The sequence below is a fragment of the Paraburkholderia sp. BCC1884 genome (assembly GCF_900996225.1).
In the GTDB taxonomy this organism is placed as follows: Bacteria; Pseudomonadota; Gammaproteobacteria; order Burkholderiales; family Burkholderiaceae; genus Paraburkholderia.
Map to the genome: position 1 here is coordinate 1,221,078 of NZ_CAAJGL010000068.1, position 19,541 is coordinate 1,240,618.

The window sequence follows — 19,541 nt, forward strand, 5'->3', positions numbered from 1 at the left end:
TAGCGGCGATATCTCGATGGTGTTCCAGAGTTATGGCCTTTATCCGAACATGACGGTGTACGAGAACATCCGCTTTCCGCTCAAGGTCCGCAAGGTCCCAGCGGCGCGTCATCACGAACTGGTGATGAAGGCGGCGCAGGCGGTGGAGTTGAGCGCGCTGCTCGACCGTCGTCCGGCTGCGTTGTCGGGCGGCCAGCGGCAGCGGGTCGCGCTGGGCCGGGCGATCGTCAGGCAGCCGCGCGTGTTCCTGATGGACGAGCCGCTGTCGAATCTCGACGCGAAGCTGCGTGTCTCGACGCGAGCGCAGATCAAGAATCTGCAGCACCGACTGAAGGTGACCACCATCTACGTTACGCATGACCAGATCGAGGCTATGACGATGGCCGATCGCGTGGTGGTGATGAACAAGGGGGTGATCCAGCAGGTCGGCACGCCGACCGATATCTATGACCGGCCGGCCAACACGTTTGTCGCGAGCTTTATCGGATCGCCGGCGATGAATTTGATCGGAGGCGAGATCGAGGGCGGCGTGTTCCGCGCGCCGGGCGTGCAGATCGCGGGACTGGCGAACAAGGCGCGCGGTCCGGTCACGCTGGGTTTCCGCGCCGAAGACGCGTCGCTTGTTAGCGAAAACGGCCAACTGTCCGCCGAAATTTACTCGATGGAGCTGTTGGGCGAGGCGACGATGGCCAGCTTTCGGATTGGCGATTCGCTGGTGTCGGTGAAGTCCGCGAAGAGCTATCGGTCGGAAATCGGCGATATGGTGCATGCGGAGGTACCGGCTGAAATCTGTCATCTGTTCGACCACCAGACGGGTGTGCGGATCGATTAGCGCGCCGCGGGTACCGCTGACGTCGCAAATGGCAACGAAATCAAACAGGACATTCAATGAAGGTGACGAAGCAGCAGATGGAACAGCGCGTCGTCCGCTACGGTGAATTGATGCCGTGTCGGACTGCGTTCATCGACGCGCATACGCCGGGTTCGGATCAGAAGGAAAACTTCACGATCATCGGCAGAGGCGTGTCCGAAAGCCGCGATCAGCACGTGCACATCGACGACACGCCGGGCTTTAACATCGGCGCGGCCGGTCAGCCGCCGAGATGCCGGAATTCGCTGCATGCGCACCGCACGGCGGAAGTGTTCTTCGTGCTGAAGGGGCGCTGGCGGTTCTTCTGGGGACGTTGGGGGAATGCTGGTGAAGTGGTGCTGGAAGAGGGCGACATCTTCAACATTCCCACCGGCATTTTCCGCGGCTTCGAGAACGTGGGCACCGACTACGGAATGATCATGTCGATCCTCGGCGGCGACGACGCCGGCGGCGGAGTCATCTGGGCGCCGCAGGTTATTCAGGAGGCCGCGAGTCATGGCCTCGTGCTCGGTGAGGACGGGCGTCTCTACGACATCAAAAAGGGCGAGTCTCTGCCGTCGGGCGTGCTGCCAATGCGGCTGCTGACAGACGACGAATTGCGTGTGTTTCCCGAGGCGCCGGTCGACGCGGTGGTGCGCGATTATGTGGCGCGATACCACGACCTGCTAGCACTCGCGGGCCACGCACCCGCGAAGGTCATCGGCGCGGACGCGTTGCTGCGCGACAGGCCCGGTTTTGAGGTCGAACTGCTCGGGCGCGGTTCGATACCGCCCACGCCTTATCGCAACGAGCGGCACGAAATCGTGATGGTGATGCGCGGCCACTGGCGGTTGAGCTGGGACGACGGGTCGCTGGTGCTGGCGCCCGGCGATACCTGTGCGGTGCCGCCGGGCCTCATGCACGCGCTCGCGCCGAGCATGTCGGGCGAAGCCAGCCTGTATCGGGTGACGGCTTCGGGCGACGGGGCCGGCCCGACCTGGCGTGGCTGAACAGGGGTCGCCGACAACCCGGCGCGTGCCGATCGATACGTATCGTTAGATATCGCTAGCCCTTCGCACGCGCCGCCCTGCATTTTTCTTTGGATCAAAGATGGAATTCGCGCTGTTTTTTACCCGCAACGATCAGACTGTTGCTAACTGCCTCGAACTGTTCGAACAGTTCCAATCCACCGGTGTCCGGCATTTCGGCTTCAAGGATGTCGGCGTCGACAAGACCACGCTGCAGGCGCTTGCGGACGCGATCGACAAAGCGGAGGCCACGTCTTACATGGAGGTCGTGTCGGCTTCGCCGGAGGCCTGCATCCGTTCCGCGCAAATCGCGGCGGAGCTGGGCGTGCACCGCTTGCTGGGCGGCACCCAGGTCGAGGAAATCGGTGCGGTGCTCGCCGGCACGCGGACCGCGTATTACCCGGCGCCTGGCCGGCCCGTCGGACACCCGGTGCAACTGGACGGTTCGCTGCGGGCTATCGTCGACGACTGCAAGCGCTTCATGGATCTCGGCTGCGCGGGCGTGGATCTGCTTGCGTTTCGCGCATCGGACGCGGAGCCGCTGGAACTGGTCGCGGCTGCACGAGAAGTCGTGCGGCCTGGCGGACTGGTGGTGTCGGGGTCGATCGGCACGCCGGCGCGAGTACGAGCGATTCGCGAGGCCGGGGCCGATCTGTTTACCGTCGGCAACGCGGTGCTCGATTGCACCTACGTGGCGGGCAATTCGTCATCTGTCGAACAGGCGAAGGCGATGCTGCGCGATAGCGGCGGCCTGTAACCGACGCGCAAGGAGCGTGAAGCTGTGCTGTGCTCGTTGCATCACGCGGTGCTGTGCTCGTTGCTGGCGACGATCACGGCGACACCCGCCGTGGCCAGCGCATCCGCGAGCGGCCGTTCAGGCGCCGCGTCCACCACCAGCCGGTGAATCTGCCGCAGTTCGCAGACGCGGAAAAGCGCGGTGCGATTCAGCTTGGTGGAGTCCGCAATCACCGTGACGCGCTGCGCCTGCGCGATCATGGCGCGGGCTATCTCTGCTTCGCGAAGCTCGTAATCCATCACGCCGCCGGTATCTATCGCACCGACGGTAATCACGGCGTCGCCGGCGTTGAACTGCGCGATCTGTTCGACCGCAAGCCGTCCGACATTCTCCGACGCTTCTTCCAGATATTCTCCGCCGATCAGAAATACGCGATGGTTCTCGCCGCCACGAGCGACGGTCTGCGTGATAGCGAGCGAGTTGGTGATGACCGTCATCGCGGGACGCATCGCGAGTTCCTGCGCAAACGCGAGCGTGGTCGTGCCGGTGTCAATGAAAAGCGTATCGCCCCGGTCGAACAGCGCGGCCGTATAGCGGGCAATCGCTCGCTTTTCGTCGGATTGCTCTAGAAGCCGTTTGCGAAACGCGCCTTCCGTTTGCTGATCGAGCAGCGTTGCGCCGCCGTGGTACTTGCGCAACTGGCCGCGCAACGACAATTCGGTTAGATCGCGCCGTATCGTTTCGCGCGACGTGCCCAGATGTTCCGACAGGAAGTCGACGGTGATCTTCTGATGTTCGCGGACCAGCGCAAGGATGGCGACGTGTCGTTCGTGTGGTTTCATGAATGTTCCTCTGGCGTTGGCATTTGCGCCTGCACGCACGGATGGACTCGAATCGTGCGGGAGGAAGCCCGATTCGTCAAGCTCATGTGGATGCGGGCAGGTTTGTAAATAAGATTTGCCAATTTATGGCCATAATTTGACTGAATGGGCAATTTAATGTAGTTTTCGGTCATTGAAGATGATCGAACGGTGATTCGGGTGAGTGTGTCGGACGACGATGTTTATGACGTAGCAGTGATCGGCGCAGGCGTGGTCGGCTGCGCGGTTGTGCGCCGCTTCGTGCTGGAGGGGGCACGCGTGCTTCTGCTCGAGCGTGGGGCCGATCTGCTTTCGGGCGCAAGCAAGGCGAACAGCGCAATTCTGCACACGGGTTTCGATGCACCGGAAAACAGCCTCGAAGTCGCCTGCATGCAGGCGGGCTACGAGGAGTATCTGGACATCGCGGGCCGGCTCAATTTGCCGCTGCTCGAAACGGGCGCCATGGTGGCGGCGTGGAACGAACAGGAACTGGCCCGGCTAGACTCCATCGAGGCACAGGCCCGAACCAATGGTGTCGCCGACGTGCGTCGTATGACCCGCGACGAAATGCTGGCGCGCGAGCCTCATCTGGCGACGAACGTGATGGGCGGTGTGCTGGTGCCGCGCGAACATGTGATCGATCCATGGAGCGCGCCGCTCGCCTATCTGACGCAGGCTGTCGAAAACGGCGCTAACGCGCTATTCGGCGCGGAGCTGAAGGCAGGGCGACGCGACACGCGCCACTGGACGCTCGAGACGACGCGCGGCCGGTTCAAGGCCGCTTTCGTCGTGAACTGTGCGGGTCTGCGCGGCGATCTCGTCGAACAGGCGTTGCTCGGGAGCAGCAGCTTTACGATTCATCCGCGCAAGGGGCAGTTTGTGGTATTTGACAAGGCGGCGTCCGGGCTGATCCGAACAATTCTGCTGCCGGTGCCGACCGAACGCACAAAAGGCGTGGTGATCACGCGGACGGTGTTCGGTAACGTGCTGGTCGGCCCGACCGCCGAAGAACAGGACGACCGTGTGCATGCGAGCGTCGAGCGCCCGGCTCTCGAAGCATTGGTTGCTGCCGCCGTCGCTCGGGTACCGGCATTGGCGGGCATGCCGGTGACCGCGGTCTACGCGGGCCTGCGGCCGGCCACCGAAAAAAAGGAGTACCGCGTGCAGATCGACAAGGAACGCGGCTACCTGGTGCTCGGTGGGATTCGCTCGACGGGTCTTACAGCCGCACTCGGTCTCGCGCGGCACGCATTCGCGCTTTACCGCGACGCTCACGCGAACCTCGCGCCGCTCACTGCGCCTGCCTAATCTCGCCGAACATTTGCCGCGCGATTGGGAGCGTCCGGGCGACAACGAAATCGTCTGTCATTGCGAACTCGTGACTCGCCGCGAAATCGAGGCGGCGCTGTCGGGCGTGGTGCCCGCCGGCGATCTGGGCGGCCTGAAGCGCCGCACCCGGGCATGCATGGGGCGCTGCCAGGGCTTCTATTGCAGCGCGCGAGTCGCTGAACTCACTGCGACCCGACTTGCTACTCCGCTGACGGTGGGAGCGGTCAATGAGTAACAACATGGATATGGATGTACTGGTGATCGGCGGTGGTCCCGCGGGCATTGGGGCGGCGGTCGCGTTGCGCAGCCAGGGCGTACAACGGGTGACGATCGTCGAACGGGAAGCCGTGCTGGGCGGCGTGCCGCGGCACTGTGGACATCCGCCGTTCGGGATGCGGGAGTTCGGCCGCATCTACAGTGGGCCGGTCTATGCCGCGCGTCTCGCGACGCTGGCGAAAGAACAGGGCGTGACGGTTCGCGTGGGCACGACCGTCACGCGGCTGGAGCCGGGCGGGCGCGTGCAACTTGCCGACGCCGGCGGCCGCACGTCGCTCAGCGCGGAGCGAGTGATTCTCGCCACCGGCGTGCGAGAATCGCCGCGCTCGGCACGGCTCGTGTCTGGCGACCGGCCTGTCGGCGTGATCAACACGGGAGCGCTTCAGTCGTTCGTCTATCTACGCAAATCGATGCCGTTTCGCCGTCCGCTGATTGTCGGGACAGAACTGGTTGCGATTTCGGCTGTGTTGACCTGTTTCAAGGCGGGAATCAGGCCGGTCGGTATCGTCGAAGCCGGCACGCGGCCCACTACGCGGCGAGCGTTCACACTGTTGCCGCGCCTCTTCGGCGTTCCGCTGTGGTATGAAACGGAACTGGACCATATCGAAGGAAACGGTCGCGTAGAAGGGGTGCGTTTGCGTGGGCCGGACGGCGCGGTTCGTCGTATCGATTGCGACGGTGTGCTGTTCACGGGGAAGTTCACGCCTGAAGCAGCGCTGGTGCGCGGCAGCCATCTGCTGCTCGATCCGGGCACGGGCGGACCCGTCGTCGATCAGTATGGGCGCTGCTCCGACCCGTCGTACTTCGCAGCCGGCAATCTGTTGCGGCCGCTTGAGACCGCCGGCTGGTCGTTTCGCGAAGGTCAGCGAATCGGCCGGAGCGTGGCCGCCGATCTGCATGGACACATGGCCGAGGCACTTGCCAGCGTGAGCGTGGAGCGCGCGGAAGGCATCAGGCTGGTGATGCCGCAGCGCCTCGTCGTCCCGCTTACGCAGCTTCCGCGGGATGTGCCGCACGTGCCGCAAGGTCTCGAGCATCTGCAAGTGCGTGTCGCAAAGCAGATCAAAGGCACATTGGAACTAACGGCGGGCGGGCATGTATTGTGGGAGAAACAGGTCTTGGCGCTGCCCGAGCGCAGACTGCTCATTCCGCTGCGGCATTTGGAAATTCCGGCAACCAGTGGCACGCTGCGCGTCGCGATAAGGCCGGGAGCCTGACGACCGTATACATCGTGTGGCGACAAAGGCCGCAAAGCTGGCACAGAGAATGAGGAACTGAGGGATACCATGCGGATTGCAGCAATCGATCAGGGCACGACCAGCACGAGGGTGCTGGTCGCGGACGAAGACGGCGAGGTGGCGATCGCGCATGCGGTCCGTCACCAGCAGCGCCATGTGAAGGCGGGCTGGGTCGAGCACTCCGCGCTCGAACTGCTGGCGAACGTTCGCGCATGCATCGATGCTGCTGGCACCGTTGACGCCATCGGCCTCGACAATCAGGGCGAAAGCTGTCTCGCGTGGGACGCGCACACGGGCGAGCCGTTATCCGATGTGATCGTGTGGCAGGATCGGCGCACGGAAGCATGGATCGACGAACTGCGGGCACTCGATGCGCAGACGCTCACGCTTGAACGCGCCGGCTTACCGCTCGACGCTTACTTTTCGGCGTCCAAGTTCGGCTGGCTTTTGCGCCACAACGAACGCGTGCGGGCAAGTCTCGCCTCCGGAAGCTTGCGGCTCGGCACAACTGACGCCTGGTTTCTCGATCGCCTGACCGGACAGTGCGCCACCGATATCACCACCGCATCGCGCACGTCGCTGATGAATCTCGCGACCAGCGAATGGGATGAGGAGCTGTGCCGTTTGTTCGGTGTGCCGGTCGAATGCCTTCCGCCGATTCGCGCGACAGTCGGCGAGTTCGGCCACATCGGCGCGACGCCAGTAACGGCCGCCGTCGTCGATCAGCAGGCAGCGCTGTATGGACATGGCTGCCGTCGCACGGGCGACGCGAAGATCACGTTCGGCACCGGCGCTTTCGCGCTTGCGCTGACCGGTTCGCAGATCGTCCGCGTGCCGGACGACGGCCTGTTGCCCACCGTGGCCTGGCAGATCGACGACGAGGTGACTTATGCGGTCGACGGCGGCGTCTATGATGCAAGTTCCACGATCGAATGGGCATCCCGGCTGGGGCTGTTCGGCGATCTGTCCGAGATCGAACGTTTCGATGCGCCGCCCGCGATTTCGCGCGAGCTGGCCTTCGTGCCGGCGTTTTCAGGACTCGCATGTCCCCATTGGGACCGCAGCGCGGGCGCGCTGTGGCTCGGCATGACGGGCGCCACGACCCGAGCCGAATTGTGCCAGTCGATGCTGGAGGGCATCGCGATGAGCGCCGCGGACGTGATCGATGCGATGCGTGAGCACGTCGGCGTGACGGATCGCCTGTCGATAGACGGTGGTCTCGCGCGCAACGGGTACTTCGTGCAATTTCTCGCCGACGTGCTGGAACGGACGATCGTCACGCGCTCGTTCCACGAGTTGACGGCCTACGGCTGCGCAGCGCTCGCCGCACGAGGCCTGTGCGGCCGCGACGGCACGTTGCCTGATCACGACAGCGACACGCTGCTGTTCGAACCGCGCCGGCCGGCGGCTATGGTTCGCGAATGGCGGACACGTTTTACCGACGCAGTGAACCGTGCCAAGCGCTGGCGCTAGGCACTGCGCTTTCCTTAGAGTCGAGCTAGCCAATTTCGGACCGCGTGACCCAGTTGTGCAGGCGCTTCGAGTGGCACGAAATGCCCAGTACGTGCGCAGACGTGCCATTGTGAGTTCGGCAAACCGTCTGCGAGTTCACGCTGCCGATCCTCGGGATTCAGTGCGTCTTCGTCGCCGCTGACGATTAGTGTCGGCACGCTGAATTTGGGAAGTCGCGGACGGCTGTCCGCACGCGTAATTGCTATTTCCACCTGATCTGCGAATCCTTCCAGGCCGACCCGCGCTGCCATTTCGCCGATCGTTGCGGCTAGCGCGGCATCGTCACGGCGATACGACGCGACGTACTGAGGCCATAACGTCGTTGCGACAAAGTGTGCGAGTCCGGCTTCGCGTGCGGCGTCGACGGTCGCGCGGCGAAGAGGAGCATTGTCGGGTGCATCTGCCCGCGCATTGCTGGCCACCAGTGCAAGACCTGCGACGCGCTCAGGTGCTTGCGCGGCCAGTTCCAGTGCGACGAAACCGCCCAGCGAAAAACCAAGCACCGCGACCCTTGGGGGTAACTGACGCAACAGTGCGCGAGCCGCGGCGGCTGCGTTTCTATGACCCGCGTACGACTTGGGCAACGCGGTCGCGCTCAGCGCCGGATCGGCGTCGAGCATGGGCGTCCATAGCGCTCGATCGCATAACGTGCCGCCGAGCAGAACGAGTGGCGTCAGCGTCGCACAATCCTGAGCGGCGTTGACGGTCGAAGAGGGTGAGTTGGCCATCAGAGATTCACAGACGGGTCACGGCCTTGCCGCGACGTTCAATAACGGATGCTCTGCGACTGCCCGCGCGCCGCTTCGGCGAATGCGCGGGTGATCAGACTAGTGGTCACATTCGCAAAGTAGCGCGCGCCCAGTGCCGCATATCGATCTTCGTCGTCGGCGCTCAGCGCGACGATGCCGGCGCATTTTCCTGCCGCGGTGATGGCGGACAACGCTTCGACAATTGCAGCATGCACTTCGGGCGCGTTCCACTTGCTGCCGTGGCCCATCGCGTGCGCGAGATCGTTCGGGCCGACGAAGACCGCGTCGACGCCGTCCACCTCGGCAATCTCGCGAGCGTTTGCGATAGCCGTGGGTGTTTCGATCATCGCGATCAGCGCGATGCCTTCGTCGCTCCGTTGCGTATGGCCGCTGGTGAACGCGCCATAGCCCGCCGCGCGCGGACTGAACGCGCAGCCGCGACGGCCGATCGGTGGATAGCGGACGGAGTCGACGAGGCGGCAAGCCTGCGCGGCGGTTTCGACCATCGGAACCTGCACCGCGCTCGCCCCCATGTCGAGAAAACGCGGTAGGTCGTGCTCGAAACAGCGGATCACTGGCACTATGCCACTTGCACGTGCCGCTCGAAGCATGTGTTCGGTCACGCCGAAGTCGGAGCTACCATGTTCGTTGTCGATGATGACGAAGTCGAATCCGGCATACGCGCACATTTCGACGATCGCTGGGCTTGAAAGCGAGTTGAATACGCCGCGCAGGCGGCGTCCGCTGCGCAACATGTCGGGCAGGCGGGTGTCGATGGGCATCTGAGCAGCAGTCAAAACGAAGCTCCAGTGAGTGGCAAATGATCGATGCGGGGGCGTACTGTCGAACGCTCGACGAGTTCGCACGGAATGACAATGTTGCGCGGCGCGAAGGCGCCTTGCATCTGTTCGCACATCAGCGAAACCGTCGCTGTAACCATCGATTCCAGGTCTTGGCGGACACTTGTCAAGTCGTAGGCGCCCCACGAAGATTGGGGGACGTCGTCGAAACCAATCACGGCGACGTCCCCCGGCACGCGCAGTTGCAGTTCACCGCGGATCACATCGAGCGCCGCGATGGCCATGTGGTCGTTGGCGGCAAATAGCGCGTCGGGTTGCTGCGGCTGCCTGAACAGCCGGCGTGTGGCCGCCTGCGCTTCGGCGAAGTCGTAGTGGCCGGTCTCACGCGCGGTGAGCCCGAGCCCATGCGCTGCGAGCGTCTCGGCGAAGCCACGCTCGCGTGCGATGCTAGTGGACGAAGCTTCGAGGCCTGCCAAAAATGCGATGTGACGGTAGCCGCGCTCGAGTAAGAGCATAGCGGCGAGTTCGCCGCCGCGGTGGTTGTCGCTGGTCACCGCGCTCACCGTGTGGCGGGGCGATCCTTCCAGCGATGAAATACGATTGAACTGCACGACGGGAACGCCGACCGCCGCGCAACTGCTTGCGAGCGTCGGGGACAGCATGGTCGAAGCCATGATGATGCCGTCGACCTGGTACTCAAGTATTTCGGCAAGCACCCCATCGGCGGCTTCGTCCATGTCGGCGATGAACATCAGAACGTGGTACCCCTCTCGCTGCAATTGCTGCGAGAGCCGCTCGATGACGAGCGGATAGAACTGGTTCTCAAGGTAGCTCATCACCAGCGCGACGATGCGGCTGCGCCTCGTGATCAGGCTGCGCGCCAGCGCGTTCGGCCGGTAGCCGAGTTGCTGCGCCGCAGCCAACACTTTGCGGCGCGTGTCCTCGGACACGCTCGCGCCAGGTGTGAAAGTGCGGCTTACTGCGGACTGTGACACGCCCGCGAGCGACGCAACATCTTGGGCACGAACAGACGCTTTCATGCGGCGCTCCAGCCGCCGTCGAGCATCAATGCGCTGCCCGTCATGAGACTCGATGCGTCGCTGGCGAGAAATACAACCGCACCCATCACCTCATCCATCCTGCCGACGCGTCCCAGCGCAATGCGTTCCTCGACCCACTGTCTGAAGCCCGGCGCGTCGAACATACCTGCGGTCATCGGTGTTTCAATGAAGGTAGGGCAGAGCGTGTTCACGCGAATAGAGGCTTTGCCAAGTTCCCATGCGAGCGCCTTCGTCATGCCTTCGAGTGCATGCTTGCTCGCGCAGTAGAGCGTTCGCCGCGGACTACCGACGTGCCCCATCTGCGATGAAATGTTGATAATTGAGCCTGTACGCCCGCTAACCACCAGCCGCCGCGCAAACGCACGAGCGACGTAAAACGCAGCCTTGACGTTGAGTTCCAGCACGTCGTCGATGTCCAGGTCGTCGAGTTCGACGAGCGGCTTCGGGCGGTTCATGCCCGCGCTGTTGACGAGGATTTCGAACGGCACGCCTTCTGTGTCGAGACGGGTATCGAACGCGGCTTCGACGGCTTTCGAATTGGTCACGTCAAGTACCTGCGAATCGCAAGCGAGGCCTTCAGCCTGCAGCACAGCGCAGGCTTCAGTGAGCGCTGCGGTACGGCGCCCGACAATCGTTACTCGTGCGCCAGCGCGCGCGAGTGCGACAGCGGCCGCGAGTCCGATGCCGCTGCTGCCGCCGGTCACGAGTGCGCGCCGGCCGTCTACACGAAAATTCGGCCCTGGCGGCAGCGCTGTCACGACCGCGCCTCGACCGGCCGATACCACGTCAGGTCCGGGCGGTTACCGTAGCGGCGTACGCGAATATTCGCCTGCTCGCCGTGGCCCGCAAAATTCTCCATGTGGCACAGGCGCGAGCAATATTCGCCCATCGTCGCGCTGGCCTCGTCGGTTAGCACGCGCTGATAGGTGCAGGTCTTCAGGAACTTGCCGACCCACAGGCCGCCCGTATATCGGGCGTTGCGATTGGTCGGCAACGTGTGGTTCGTGCCGATCACCTTGTCGCCGAACGCGACGTTCGTGCGCGGGCCGAGGAAGAGCGCGCCGTAATTGGTCATGTTTTCTAGGAAGTAATCCGGTTCGCGCGTCATCACCTGGACATGCTCCGACGCAATACTATCGGCCACCTCGAGCATTTCTTCGTACGTGTCGCAGACGATCACCTCGCCGTAGTCGGCCCAGCTCTGCGCGGCCACCGCAGCGGTGGGCAGCACTTTGAGCTGACGTTCGATTTCGGCCAGCGTGTCGCGCGCAAGCTTTTCGCTAATGGTGAGCAGCACCGCGGGCGAGGTCGGACCGTGTTCGGCCTGACCCAGCAAGTCGACCGCGCACAGTTCGCCGTCCACGCTTTCGTCGGCGATCACGAGTGTTTCGGTCGGACCCGCGAACAGATCGATGCCGACCCGGCCATACAACTGCCGCTTGGCTTCAGCGACGAACATGTTGCCGGGGCCGACCAACATGTCGACTGGCGCGACGCTCGGTGTCCCGACCGCCATCGCGACCACCGCCTGCACGCCCCCGAGCACGAGAATCTCGTCGGCGCCCGCCATGTCCATTGCAGTGACGATGGCCGGATGCGGCTTGCCCTGATACGGCGGCGCCGTCGAGACCACTCGCGGAACGCCCGCCACCTTCGCTGTCAGCACGCTCATGTGCGCGGAGGCCAGCAACGGATATTTGCCGCCCGGGATATAGCAGCCCACGGCGTTCATCGGCACGTGGCGATGGCCGAGCACCACACCGGGGAATGTCTCGACTTCGACATCGCGCATCGAGTCGCGTTGGATCTGCGCGAAGTTGCGGACCTGGTGCTGGGCGAACGCGATGTCCTCGATTTCGCGCGGCGTCAGCTGTTTACGCGCTGCTTCGATCTCTGCGCGCGACAACCGGAAGTCGGCCGGGTCCCAGTTGTCGAATTTGCGGCTGTAGTCGCGAACGGCTTCGTCGCCGCGCGTCTCGATGTCGTGAATGATGCCCTCGACGGTAACGCGAACCTTTGCATCGTCGTCGGTTTTCGCCGCGGCGGCGCGACCTTGCTTGAGATACCTGATCATCGATTGTTCCTGTTGAAAACGGTGGGTGTTGAAGATGCACCGCAATTTCTGTTCGTTGCATACGTATGCAAATCAGCGTTAACCCGAGGAAGCGCGATTCCGCCGGCGCGAACGCTAGACGTAGCTGCCCAGCGCTATCTCTCCCGGGTTTCTCCCAATTTGCATCTGTTCGCACGACTAGGATAGTCCGAATATGCCCGTTCGGTCATGAAAAATGTTTATTAAGAAGGCTTGACCATATTTTTGGTCAGAAATACGCTGACCGAACGGTAATCGAAGTCGACCACCGAACGGTGGCCCGCGACGTCCGGATCATGGGGGGGCGGCTAGCGTTTTTTTCGTGACCGAGGGCTGCCGAGGTTGTCGATTTGCAGTACTTACCGATTCGAGCGGCGTAACGCACGCGAACGATGTCGGTGCTGGAACGACCGTCCGTGTGCGGATCGACCTGTGACTACTGCGAAAACATACGAAACAAACTGAACAGGAGCGAGAGAAATGAAAGGTAAGACGTGGCTGGTCTGGACGATGTTGGCGTTGGTTCAAGGCGAGGCGTTCGCGCAGTCGAGCGTGACGTTGTACGGCGCGACGGATGCAGGGATTAATTTTTTGAGCAACACGGGTGGCTCGCATGCATACCAGTTCGCCGACGGCGCGTATCAACCGAATGAACTCGGCTTTACTGGCAACGAAGATCTCGGTGGCGGCAACAAAGCTGTTTTCAAACTGGAGAACGGTTTTCGCCTTGGCACGGGCCAACTGAATCAGGGCGGGGCACTCTTCGGTCGGCAGGCCTATGTCGGGCTAGGTAATTCATGGGGTACGGTGACGCTCGGGCTTCAATACGACTTCGCGCTTGATTTCACCGCTTTGTTCAATACCAGCGCTTACGCGAGCGGATACGGCGTACACCTTGGCAACTTTGACCGCCAGGGCGGCGCCCGTCTGCAGAATGCGATCAAGTTCGTCAGCAATAGTTATCACGGACTGGTGGTGGGCGGAATGTACTCGTTCAGCAACCAGCCGGGAGATTTCCATAGTGGCAGCGCATGGAGTGCAGGCGCCTCATATCAGGCGGGTGGCTTTGCAGCAGGTGGGAACTATACGAGACTGAATTCACCGCAAGGGCTGGCGGCCATCGATCCGTACGCGCAAATGGGTGTCACCTCGATGCTTGGCCAGACTGTGGCGACCGTGAATCCGGCAACCGGAGCGGTTACCGATCTGCACGCCACGACGCCGTTCGCAATCGACTACCAGTCGATTTTCGGCATCGGCGCGTCTTATACGTTGGGCAATCTGATCATGGCCGGCGACTTCAGCGATACCACGTTTCACGGGTTCGGCCGTTCGTCGTCGATGAAAGTCTTCGAGCCTGGCGTGCGCTATCAGTGGACGCCGTCGCTGTCTTTCATCTCGGCCTATCAATACACTATGTTCGAGGGACACCATTGGCATGAAGTTGCATTGGCGACCCACTATCAGTTGTCGAAGCGGACTGAACTGTACACATCGGTCGACTGGATGCGCGCATCGGAAGGCGTGGACGCGGTAATTGGCTACAGTTTTACCCCGTCGACCACGCGCAATCAGACGGCTGTGCGGGCGGCAATAAGACACGTCTGGTGACCTGCTGTCGTGCAACGAGACGCAAGACGGCGACGAGGAGGGCTTAGTGCACGAGAAGGCGGTCGATGACGTTATTTTTTACAGAGATTCTCGTCCACGCATTACTGCCATCGGACAATCGGTGAGCGTCTCGCGTTGATGGCCGTCTAGTGACGCCTGACCGTGCGCTCGTACCTCCGACGTCGAGATAGTGGATGTCGCGCCACGCAACAATTTGTGTGGCTCGGATATCACGCGGTCTTCATTGAAGTATTCTGGGCGAGGTCCGCGCTGCTTTACTGCTGCGACGCTTGGATGGGTACCCGGGGAATGTGGATGGCGGTCGGCTGACGCAGATGGCGGGATATTGCGCAAACGTGTTAGTGGCCACTTTACTGAATCGCGCATGGGCATTGTCTCGGAACTGCTAGCCCGGGCCGATACTAGCGATATCTCTATAGAAAGGACTACGTCGTTTCAGATGACATCAACGCGGTTGAAGGACGCATTGGGCTTGCTGCGCAAGGGTGAAAAAAAGTCGAGTATGTGGATTCGAAGGGCGCGACGCAGTTTTAAGATCCATCCTACTTCAGGAAGGCCGAGGTGCGGCGTTTGCGGGCCGGGATAGGTTCCTCTCGATCTGGAGAGTGCCAAAGGTATCGAGCCGGTCTTCTTCCTATCCGGTGAAAAGAAAGTTTTTGAGGCCGGGTTCTGATCCATCCGAGGTGATCAAGTGTTACACATAACCGTTTATCGGTCTGTTCGCGGAGAGCTCTCGGGAACATTGGAATCGCGCTTTCTTGGAGGCGTGTCATGATCAGCTTGAGGCCCCGATTGGTATCCGAAGCGACACTGGAACAAGTTACCGGAGAGCGTAGTGCATAGAGACTTGTTGAGAATGCGGCATGGATGAGCTTTCAAGTGACTTTGTTGGCTTGATGCTGAATTCGGCCTGTTTTCCATGCGCCCAATCTGTCAGTCTGCGGCTCTTCAGAGTCCTGGCCGCGTCGACGATCGATGAGGGATGGTGCTGTGCTGCTAGCTATAACGTTTCAAGACTGGCACTTGCCATGAAAGGCGCTTGGTTCAGTGTTGTCCAATTTGAGAAGAGATGCACTTCGGAATTCGTGCTAGCGCGCGGTTTAGTGATGGCGCTGCAGCGCGGCAAAACCACATGCCGCGCTGCCATGCATGCGGTTAGACCTTGCGCCAATGATCAGGCTTGTTCTTGTCGTTCAAGTGGCGAACGCGCGCGACATGCAATGGCTTATCCGGATGATTTTTCTTTGCCCATGCAATTGCATCTGCTTGAGTGTTCGCCGTGTGCAGTGGAGTGTTGCTGTGCGCTGGTTCGACGGTGAATCTACCTTGTGCACTCTCATTGATAAAAAGGCTGTTGTTTGCCACAAATCTCTCCTTTTTTTGCGACCTGGAAGGTTGCTGTTGAATTGCCAGACGGCCACTGGCTTTGGGATGGTATCAAATTGATTAGTGGCATGCTTAACGCCAGCGTAGCGGTCTGCAGAGTTTTTTCGAAAAATCGTGGATTCCAGCAGCCGCTACCGAGTACGTGACCGGAGGTGGCTTGCGTTTGAGCACACTCAGAACTGTAGACCGTCTTCGTTAGTCGGAAAGTGCTGACAGTTGATCGACCCGTGCCTTGGCATGCTGCTCGTAGCACACAAAACGCTCCTGGGAAATTGGGTCGTAGCTTTGGCAGTCGTTCCTGGTTGCCGCAAAATATCCTATTTCGTCGCTGACCAAAGTTGGATTGGCTGCGGCGCCGCCATTCTTTTTCAGATGTCTCTGGTAGGCGGTTCGCTCAATGGCTTGAATCGAGCCGCGAGGCAATTCGGTTGACGGGTTCATCTTGTGGATCGACGCGATCATGCGATTTGCATCACCGATTGCGGCGTCCCGCTCCGCCGCGCAGTAGAAAAGCTGAGTAGGGCGGTTGGCTGCCAGACGTACGCCAATACGCTAGTCCTTGGGATCGTCGGTACGCCTTGGCTGGGGCGATACGCCGCCTGTCCCACGATGGCAATTTCATCGTTCAAGAGTGGGATGTCGATATTTGTTGGGTTATCGAGTGAGATCGAAGACGTAAGCACGCCGTCGGCTTTGATCCGGGCAGCCAGTTGGTCGGGCGACATGCTTTTCCGTATGTCTTTTCTCGCATCGATGAACCACCGAACGGGCACAAATCGGTCCCGCTGCGTCACCGTACTAATTTTCCATACAGCGGGACTTTCTCCCGGTACGATGCCGACGCATGTGCCGACTTCATTTTCGTCACCCGTCGGCGTGTGGCAGTCTGGCGAACTGCCGGCGGCCAGCGGCGCGCTAATTTTCACCCGGACATCCTCCCATGCCAATGTCGCGTCCTGCGACGTCAGGGTTTTCACAGGTAACGCTTCAGGGATGGGGCTAGGCTTATCGGGCGCCAAGCTGGATGAAACGGGAGGGCAGAACTTCTCCCTTGTGAGGCGAAAGTAGGGCCCAGGCTGCAGGGCCAGCTCGATACCCGACGGGAGCTTCTTGCCGAGATTGCGGCCGACCGCCTGCGCATGCACCCCCAACGCGAGGCGAAGCTGCGTCACACCGTGCATCACAACGGCGCGGCGCTGGCCCGACTGCGGGCGAAGCTGGCCGGGGTCGAGCGTCGGCTCGCTGCCAATGTGCCAGGCATCTGCTTTGGCACGCGCAAGCTGTTTGCCCAGTGGCATCGCCTCGCACTGTCGGGGTTCAGAAACCATGATGCATGGTTGGGTGCCTGGCAGGACAGCCGCTCACATCAGGTCTTCTTCGTCGGCTCGAAGGACGAGACGGCGGGTAACCAGCTGTGCCAGCTCCACAAACCTGACGACGATCATTACCAGCTCAAGGTGCGGGTGCCGGACTGCCCGCACAACAAAGGTGAGCGCAATTACCTCGTCTCAGCGACGTGACATTCGATCACGACCGTGGGGCGCTGAACGAGGCCCTACACGCGAATGTCGCACTAACCTGGTGTCTGCATTGGACGGACGCCACTGGCGGGCATCCGTCTCGTTCGACCTCGCGCCGGCGCGCCGCGTCACGCTGGATGCGCAGTATGGCGTCGTCAGGATCGATTTCAATGTTGATCATCTTGCGGTAACGGAAACCGACGCCTCTGACTCCCCACTACCGGCCAAGATGAATGTCGGTACACCGGACGTACTCATTGTCGCCCCCCATCAGGGCAGGTGTCGAACTGATGCTGAATTACCCGGCCTATACGTCGACCATCGGTGCGGTGAAATACGCAGCGCGACGGGGTTGGAGTGTGCATGCTGCCGCGGCGGGCGTGATTGCCCGTCGCGGACAGCAGTTGACTGAACGCCTGCCAGGCACCGACACGGTTATTCGTGTTCCAGTGCGCGGTGGTCATCACGCCCTCGAGCTACCTGCAGGGATAGCAGGAGATTCGCGTGTGGCTGCCTAGCGCCGCGTTCACGCAGCGTATAGAGGCGTGGTGCGCGGGCAGTGGCTCGCCACCCGACGCGGCAAGCCGCGCCGGAGTGCGAAAGGTACTCCATGGTGCTGGCGCATGCGCCGCATCCCTCAGCAGGGACAACCGTTCGCCCTGCGACGACAATCTGCGTGAGCAGATTTGTGCACGTTAATGCAAACGGTGACCTGGTTGATTGTTCGAGTAGAAGTTGCTCGGAGGCCGACCGGCTTCAGAAGAATTACGGGGGGCTCCTCGAAGTAACGACCACCGGAGCGCTATTGGTCGGGCCGGCGCCAGCTAGACGCTAGGGGCAGGGCGTGGACTCTTACGAGCCACGGCGACATCGCGCATCGCCTGTTCTGGCTTGTGTCCTACCTCGTACTTGGAACCGCCATAGTGCGCCTGACCGTTAACGACAAAGCTATTTTTAAGCTGATGATCACATCCTGCCCGATTTCTGGCACGTTGATGCTGTGCGTGGTACCCATCGGCATGCTGGCGGCCGAAGCCCTGCCTGGCGTAGCGCTGCCGAGACAGTGCCGGATGGTGTACAACGATCGACCGAAGGTTCTCGCGACGGTGAAACACTTCTTGTCGCCTGTCGCCGTGACCATAGAAATGACGATGGCGTCGGCCGTCCGGCCCCGTTGCCCACACATAAGTGCTACCGCCCAGGAACACGACGTCGCAGTTGGTGGCCGCTGAGATGTACACGTCATTTGCTTCCGGGGCTATCGCTTCGGTGACAATCAGTTTTGGTGGCGCTGCGTAGCGAGGAACCGAAGGCGTAGTGGCAACCGTAACGGCAGGCTGAGGCCCAGCAATCGGTCGACTGCCGCTTTGGCTTTCAGTGGTTGCCGAACATCCGCACAGGAAGAGCATGGTCGAAATGCCTGCCACCAAGATAGTTCGTCCCATCGTCATCGTAGATCCGCCGCATTGCTGCTTGAATATTGTGTCCAGATAACGGCCGATTGAAAAGAATCTTTAATCGATGCGTAGGGCGACGTTTGATTTGGGCCGACCTTCAGGCAGGCGCTCCACCGAAAATTTAAGCCAGCGTTAAAGAAAGTCTCGCTGCTGCCGTTATGTCGGCAAGAAAACTGGACATGGGGCGTGCTGGCAGGCGAAGCGCGTCACCACGTTCCTGTGAAGGTCGCCGACGGAATGACCTTGAGTGGCCAAAAATAAGCAGCCGAGAGCGCAAAAGGACCGTCAGTGCTGGCCTCGAGCGTAAAAACAGACGAGGTGCGTTGTGGTTAAGTTAGGCAATTCCTGTCACAAGCGGTCGAGGGGATCACAGTGCCCCGACTGCTCTGTAGGTCCGTCGCGCGGCCATCACCGAAGGCGTAAGTTCATATCCCAGTCGTCTGGGGTCAAGGCAGTTCGTCACAATACCGCCGGTACGTGGCCCATGCTTGGCACGTTCTATCCCAAGGTGCTACCGGTTCTGGTGGGTTTCGCATGATTCGAAAGCTTTTAACGCCCGGCGCCCCTGTTGCTGAGACGAGTACGTTGCTGCGACCAGTCTGTAGGCAATCAACGAGTCTGTCTCAAGACCAGATTAATGCACGACTTCGAGCCAAGCGCTCCACTGCGTACCTTGAAGCTATCGGGCGACTTGATGCAGGTGGCCACACCCATAATCGACAGGCAGTCGAAGCACTGGTCGCCGCAATCACGGAAGAGTTTCCCGACATCGCCATCGATCAGCAACCGGTCGGAATCGTATCTAGGTGCTATCTCGGGGCGCCTTATGAGGTCCATATGCTGGACCGGGCGGGAAACATCATCCAGCACTACAAAAGTTTTGAATCGTTGCCGCCTTTGCTGGCAAAAGGGCGCGCGTTAGCGATGCATGGCCAGTACGCGTTCGTTGAAGTTTATTTGGATAAGGTAATCGCCGTTACGTCGAGCGGCGACACTTCGATCGTCAAGGGATGAA

The 19,541-nt window shown here is 61.2% G+C and carries 21 protein-coding genes and 1 pseudogene; 12 read left to right on the top strand and 10 right to left on the bottom strand.

Features of this window, described 5'->3' with window-relative positions; genetic code table 11:
• Positions 1-4: 4 nt before the first annotated feature.
• The 4 genes and pseudogenes from FQ705_RS34970 to FQ705_RS12315 all read left to right on the top strand — a co-directional run.
• Positions 5-253 (top strand): annotated as a pseudogene (locus FQ705_RS34970) (ATP-binding cassette domain-containing protein); the annotation flags it as partial.
• Between the two features lie 243 nt (positions 254-496).
• Positions 497-832, top strand: a complete 336-nt coding sequence (locus FQ705_RS34975; protein ID WP_409934715.1) for a TOBE domain-containing protein — start codon at positions 497-499, stop codon at positions 830-832.
• Between the two features lie 56 nt (positions 833-888).
• Entirely contained in the window at positions 889-1,860 is a 972-nt protein-coding gene (locus FQ705_RS12310) for a cupin domain-containing protein (protein ID WP_144141117.1), read from the top strand.
• 100 nt (positions 1,861-1,960) lie between these two features.
• Positions 1,961-2,635: a hypothetical protein gene (locus FQ705_RS12315; protein ID WP_144141119.1), complete on the top strand. Its 675-nt coding sequence runs from the start codon at positions 1,961-1,963 to the stop codon at positions 2,633-2,635.
• 41 nt (positions 2,636-2,676) lie between these two features.
• Here the strand turns inward: FQ705_RS12315 and FQ705_RS12320 are convergent, their stop codons facing one another.
• Positions 2,677-3,456 (bottom strand): DeoR/GlpR family DNA-binding transcription regulator, encoded by a 780-nt coding sequence (locus FQ705_RS12320; protein WP_144141121.1) that lies wholly within the window; start codon positions 3,454-3,456, stop codon positions 2,677-2,679.
• A 198-nt stretch (positions 3,457-3,654) separates the two neighbouring features.
• Here FQ705_RS12320 and FQ705_RS12325 point away from each other — a divergent pair, with 198 nt between their 5' ends.
• From FQ705_RS12325 to FQ705_RS12335, 4 genes are all read left to right on the top strand, one after another.
• The gene (locus tag FQ705_RS12325; protein WP_260854461.1) at positions 3,655-4,782 is read left to right on the top strand and encodes an NAD(P)/FAD-dependent oxidoreductase; all 1,128 of its coding nucleotides are present in this window, start codon (positions 3,655-3,657) and stop codon (positions 4,780-4,782) included.
• Between the two features lie 70 nt (positions 4,783-4,852).
• Complete coding sequence (locus tag FQ705_RS34515) at positions 4,853-5,038, top strand: (2Fe-2S)-binding protein (RefSeq protein WP_260854462.1); 186 nt, start codon at positions 4,853-4,855, stop codon at positions 5,036-5,038.
• The gene (locus FQ705_RS12330) at positions 5,031-6,296 is read left to right on the top strand and encodes an NAD(P)/FAD-dependent oxidoreductase (protein WP_144141123.1); all 1,266 of its coding nucleotides are present in this window, start codon (positions 5,031-5,033) and stop codon (positions 6,294-6,296) included. Before FQ705_RS34515 ends, FQ705_RS12330 begins: the two co-directional genes overlap by 8 nt.
• A gap of 69 nt (positions 6,297-6,365) precedes the next feature.
• Positions 6,366-7,790, top strand: a complete 1,425-nt coding sequence (locus tag FQ705_RS12335) for an FGGY family carbohydrate kinase (RefSeq protein ID WP_144141125.1) — start codon at positions 6,366-6,368, stop codon at positions 7,788-7,790.
• Between the two features lie 14 nt (positions 7,791-7,804).
• Here the strand turns inward: FQ705_RS12335 and FQ705_RS12340 are convergent, their stop codons facing one another.
• From FQ705_RS12340 to hisD, 5 genes are read right to left on the bottom strand one after another with little or no spacing between them, the layout of a single operon-like run.
• The gene (locus FQ705_RS12340; protein WP_144141127.1) at positions 7,805-8,557 is read right to left on the bottom strand and encodes an alpha/beta fold hydrolase; all 753 of its coding nucleotides are present in this window, start codon (positions 8,555-8,557) and stop codon (positions 7,805-7,807) included.
• Positions 8,558-8,595: 38 nt separating this feature from the next.
• Entirely contained in the window at positions 8,596-9,375 is a 780-nt protein-coding gene (locus FQ705_RS12345; RefSeq protein WP_260854463.1) for an HpcH/HpaI aldolase family protein, read from the bottom strand.
• Complete coding sequence (locus FQ705_RS12350) at positions 9,372-10,418, bottom strand: LacI family DNA-binding transcriptional regulator (RefSeq protein WP_144141129.1); 1,047 nt, start codon at positions 10,416-10,418, stop codon at positions 9,372-9,374. Before FQ705_RS12350 ends, FQ705_RS12345 begins: the two co-directional genes overlap by 4 nt.
• Positions 10,415-11,197, bottom strand: coding sequence for an SDR family NAD(P)-dependent oxidoreductase (locus tag FQ705_RS12355; RefSeq protein ID WP_144141131.1), 783 nt, complete (start codon positions 11,195-11,197; stop codon positions 10,415-10,417). Before FQ705_RS12355 ends, FQ705_RS12350 begins: the two co-directional genes overlap by 4 nt.
• Positions 11,194-12,513 (bottom strand): histidinol dehydrogenase, encoded by a 1,320-nt coding sequence (gene hisD, locus FQ705_RS12360; protein WP_144141133.1) that lies wholly within the window; start codon positions 12,511-12,513, stop codon positions 11,194-11,196. Before hisD ends, FQ705_RS12355 begins: the two co-directional genes overlap by 4 nt.
• Positions 12,514-13,011: 498 nt before the next feature.
• Between hisD and FQ705_RS12365 the strand changes: the two genes are divergently transcribed.
• Positions 13,012-14,142 (top strand): porin, encoded by a 1,131-nt coding sequence (locus tag FQ705_RS12365; RefSeq protein WP_144141135.1) that lies wholly within the window; start codon positions 13,012-13,014, stop codon positions 14,140-14,142.
• Between the two features lie 456 nt (positions 14,143-14,598).
• Here the strand turns inward: FQ705_RS12365 and FQ705_RS12370 are convergent, their stop codons facing one another.
• From FQ705_RS12370 to FQ705_RS12385, 4 genes are all read right to left on the bottom strand, one after another.
• The gene (locus FQ705_RS12370) at positions 14,599-14,841 is read right to left on the bottom strand and encodes a hypothetical protein (RefSeq protein WP_144141137.1); all 243 of its coding nucleotides are present in this window, start codon (positions 14,839-14,841) and stop codon (positions 14,599-14,601) included.
• Positions 14,842-15,318: 477 nt separating this feature from the next.
• Entirely contained in the window at positions 15,319-15,528 is a 210-nt protein-coding gene (locus FQ705_RS12375; protein WP_144141139.1) for a hypothetical protein, read from the bottom strand.
• Between the two features lie 216 nt (positions 15,529-15,744).
• Positions 15,745-16,011 (bottom strand): hypothetical protein, encoded by a 267-nt coding sequence (locus FQ705_RS12380; protein WP_144141141.1) that lies wholly within the window; start codon positions 16,009-16,011, stop codon positions 15,745-15,747.
• Positions 16,008-16,526, bottom strand: a complete 519-nt coding sequence (locus FQ705_RS12385) for a hypothetical protein (protein ID WP_144141143.1) — start codon at positions 16,524-16,526, stop codon at positions 16,008-16,010. The genes FQ705_RS12380 and FQ705_RS12385 overlap by 4 nt, the downstream gene beginning before the upstream one ends.
• Before the next feature lie 162 nt (positions 16,527-16,688).
• On the opposite strand from FQ705_RS12385, the gene FQ705_RS12390 reads away from it, so the two are divergent.
• The 3 genes from FQ705_RS12390 to FQ705_RS12400 all read left to right on the top strand — a co-directional run bounded on the left by FQ705_RS12390 (position 16,689) and on the right by FQ705_RS12400 (position 19,540).
• Positions 16,689-17,069 carry a hypothetical protein gene (locus tag FQ705_RS12390; RefSeq protein WP_144141145.1) on the top strand — a complete coding sequence of 127 codons (381 nt, stop codon included), beginning with the start codon at positions 16,689-16,691 and terminating at the stop codon, positions 17,067-17,069.
• Positions 17,070-17,992: 923 nt separating this feature from the next.
• Positions 17,993-18,301 (top strand): hypothetical protein, encoded by a 309-nt coding sequence (locus tag FQ705_RS12395; protein ID WP_144141147.1) that lies wholly within the window; start codon positions 17,993-17,995, stop codon positions 18,299-18,301.
• 759 nt (positions 18,302-19,060) lie between these two features.
• A complete protein-coding gene (locus FQ705_RS12400; protein ID WP_144141148.1) occupies positions 19,061-19,540 on the top strand; it encodes a hypothetical protein in 480 nt (159 codons plus the stop codon).
• Position 19,541 lies beyond the last annotated feature (1 nt).

Coding starts and splice junctions, on each gene's coding strand:
- FQ705_RS12365 (WP_144141135.1), top strand. CDS start 13,012: ATGAAAGGTAAGACGTGGCTGGTCTGGACGATGTTGGCGTTGGTTCAA.
- FQ705_RS12315 (WP_144141119.1), top strand. CDS start 1,961: ATGGAATTCGCGCTGTTTTTTACCCGCAACGATCAGACTGTTGCTAAC.
- FQ705_RS12380 (WP_144141141.1), bottom strand. CDS start 16,011: ATGATCGCGTCGATCCACAAGATGAACCCGTCAACCGAATTGCCTCGC.
- FQ705_RS12370 (WP_144141137.1), bottom strand. CDS start 14,841: ATGGATCAGAACCCGGCCTCAAAAACTTTCTTTTCACCGGATAGGAAG.
- FQ705_RS34975 (WP_409934715.1), top strand. CDS start 497: ATGAATTTGATCGGAGGCGAGATCGAGGGCGGCGTGTTCCGCGCGCCG.
- FQ705_RS12350 (WP_144141129.1), bottom strand. CDS start 10,418: ATGAAAGCGTCTGTTCGTGCCCAAGATGTTGCGTCGCTCGCGGGCGTG.
- FQ705_RS12310 (WP_144141117.1), top strand. CDS start 889: ATGAAGGTGACGAAGCAGCAGATGGAACAGCGCGTCGTCCGCTACGGT.
- FQ705_RS12330 (WP_144141123.1), top strand. CDS start 5,031: ATGAGTAACAACATGGATATGGATGTACTGGTGATCGGCGGTGGTCCC.
- FQ705_RS12335 (WP_144141125.1), top strand. CDS start 6,366: ATGCGGATTGCAGCAATCGATCAGGGCACGACCAGCACGAGGGTGCTG.
- FQ705_RS12400 (WP_144141148.1), top strand. CDS start 19,061: ATGATTCGAAAGCTTTTAACGCCCGGCGCCCCTGTTGCTGAGACGAGT.
- FQ705_RS12320 (WP_144141121.1), bottom strand. CDS start 3,456: ATGAAACCACACGAACGACACGTCGCCATCCTTGCGCTGGTCCGCGAA.
- FQ705_RS12390 (WP_144141145.1), top strand. CDS start 16,689: ATGCACCCCCAACGCGAGGCGAAGCTGCGTCACACCGTGCATCACAAC.
- FQ705_RS12340 (WP_144141127.1), bottom strand. CDS start 8,557: ATGGCCAACTCACCCTCTTCGACCGTCAACGCCGCTCAGGATTGTGCG.
- hisD (WP_144141133.1), bottom strand. CDS start 12,513: ATGATCAGGTATCTCAAGCAAGGTCGCGCCGCCGCGGCGAAAACCGAC.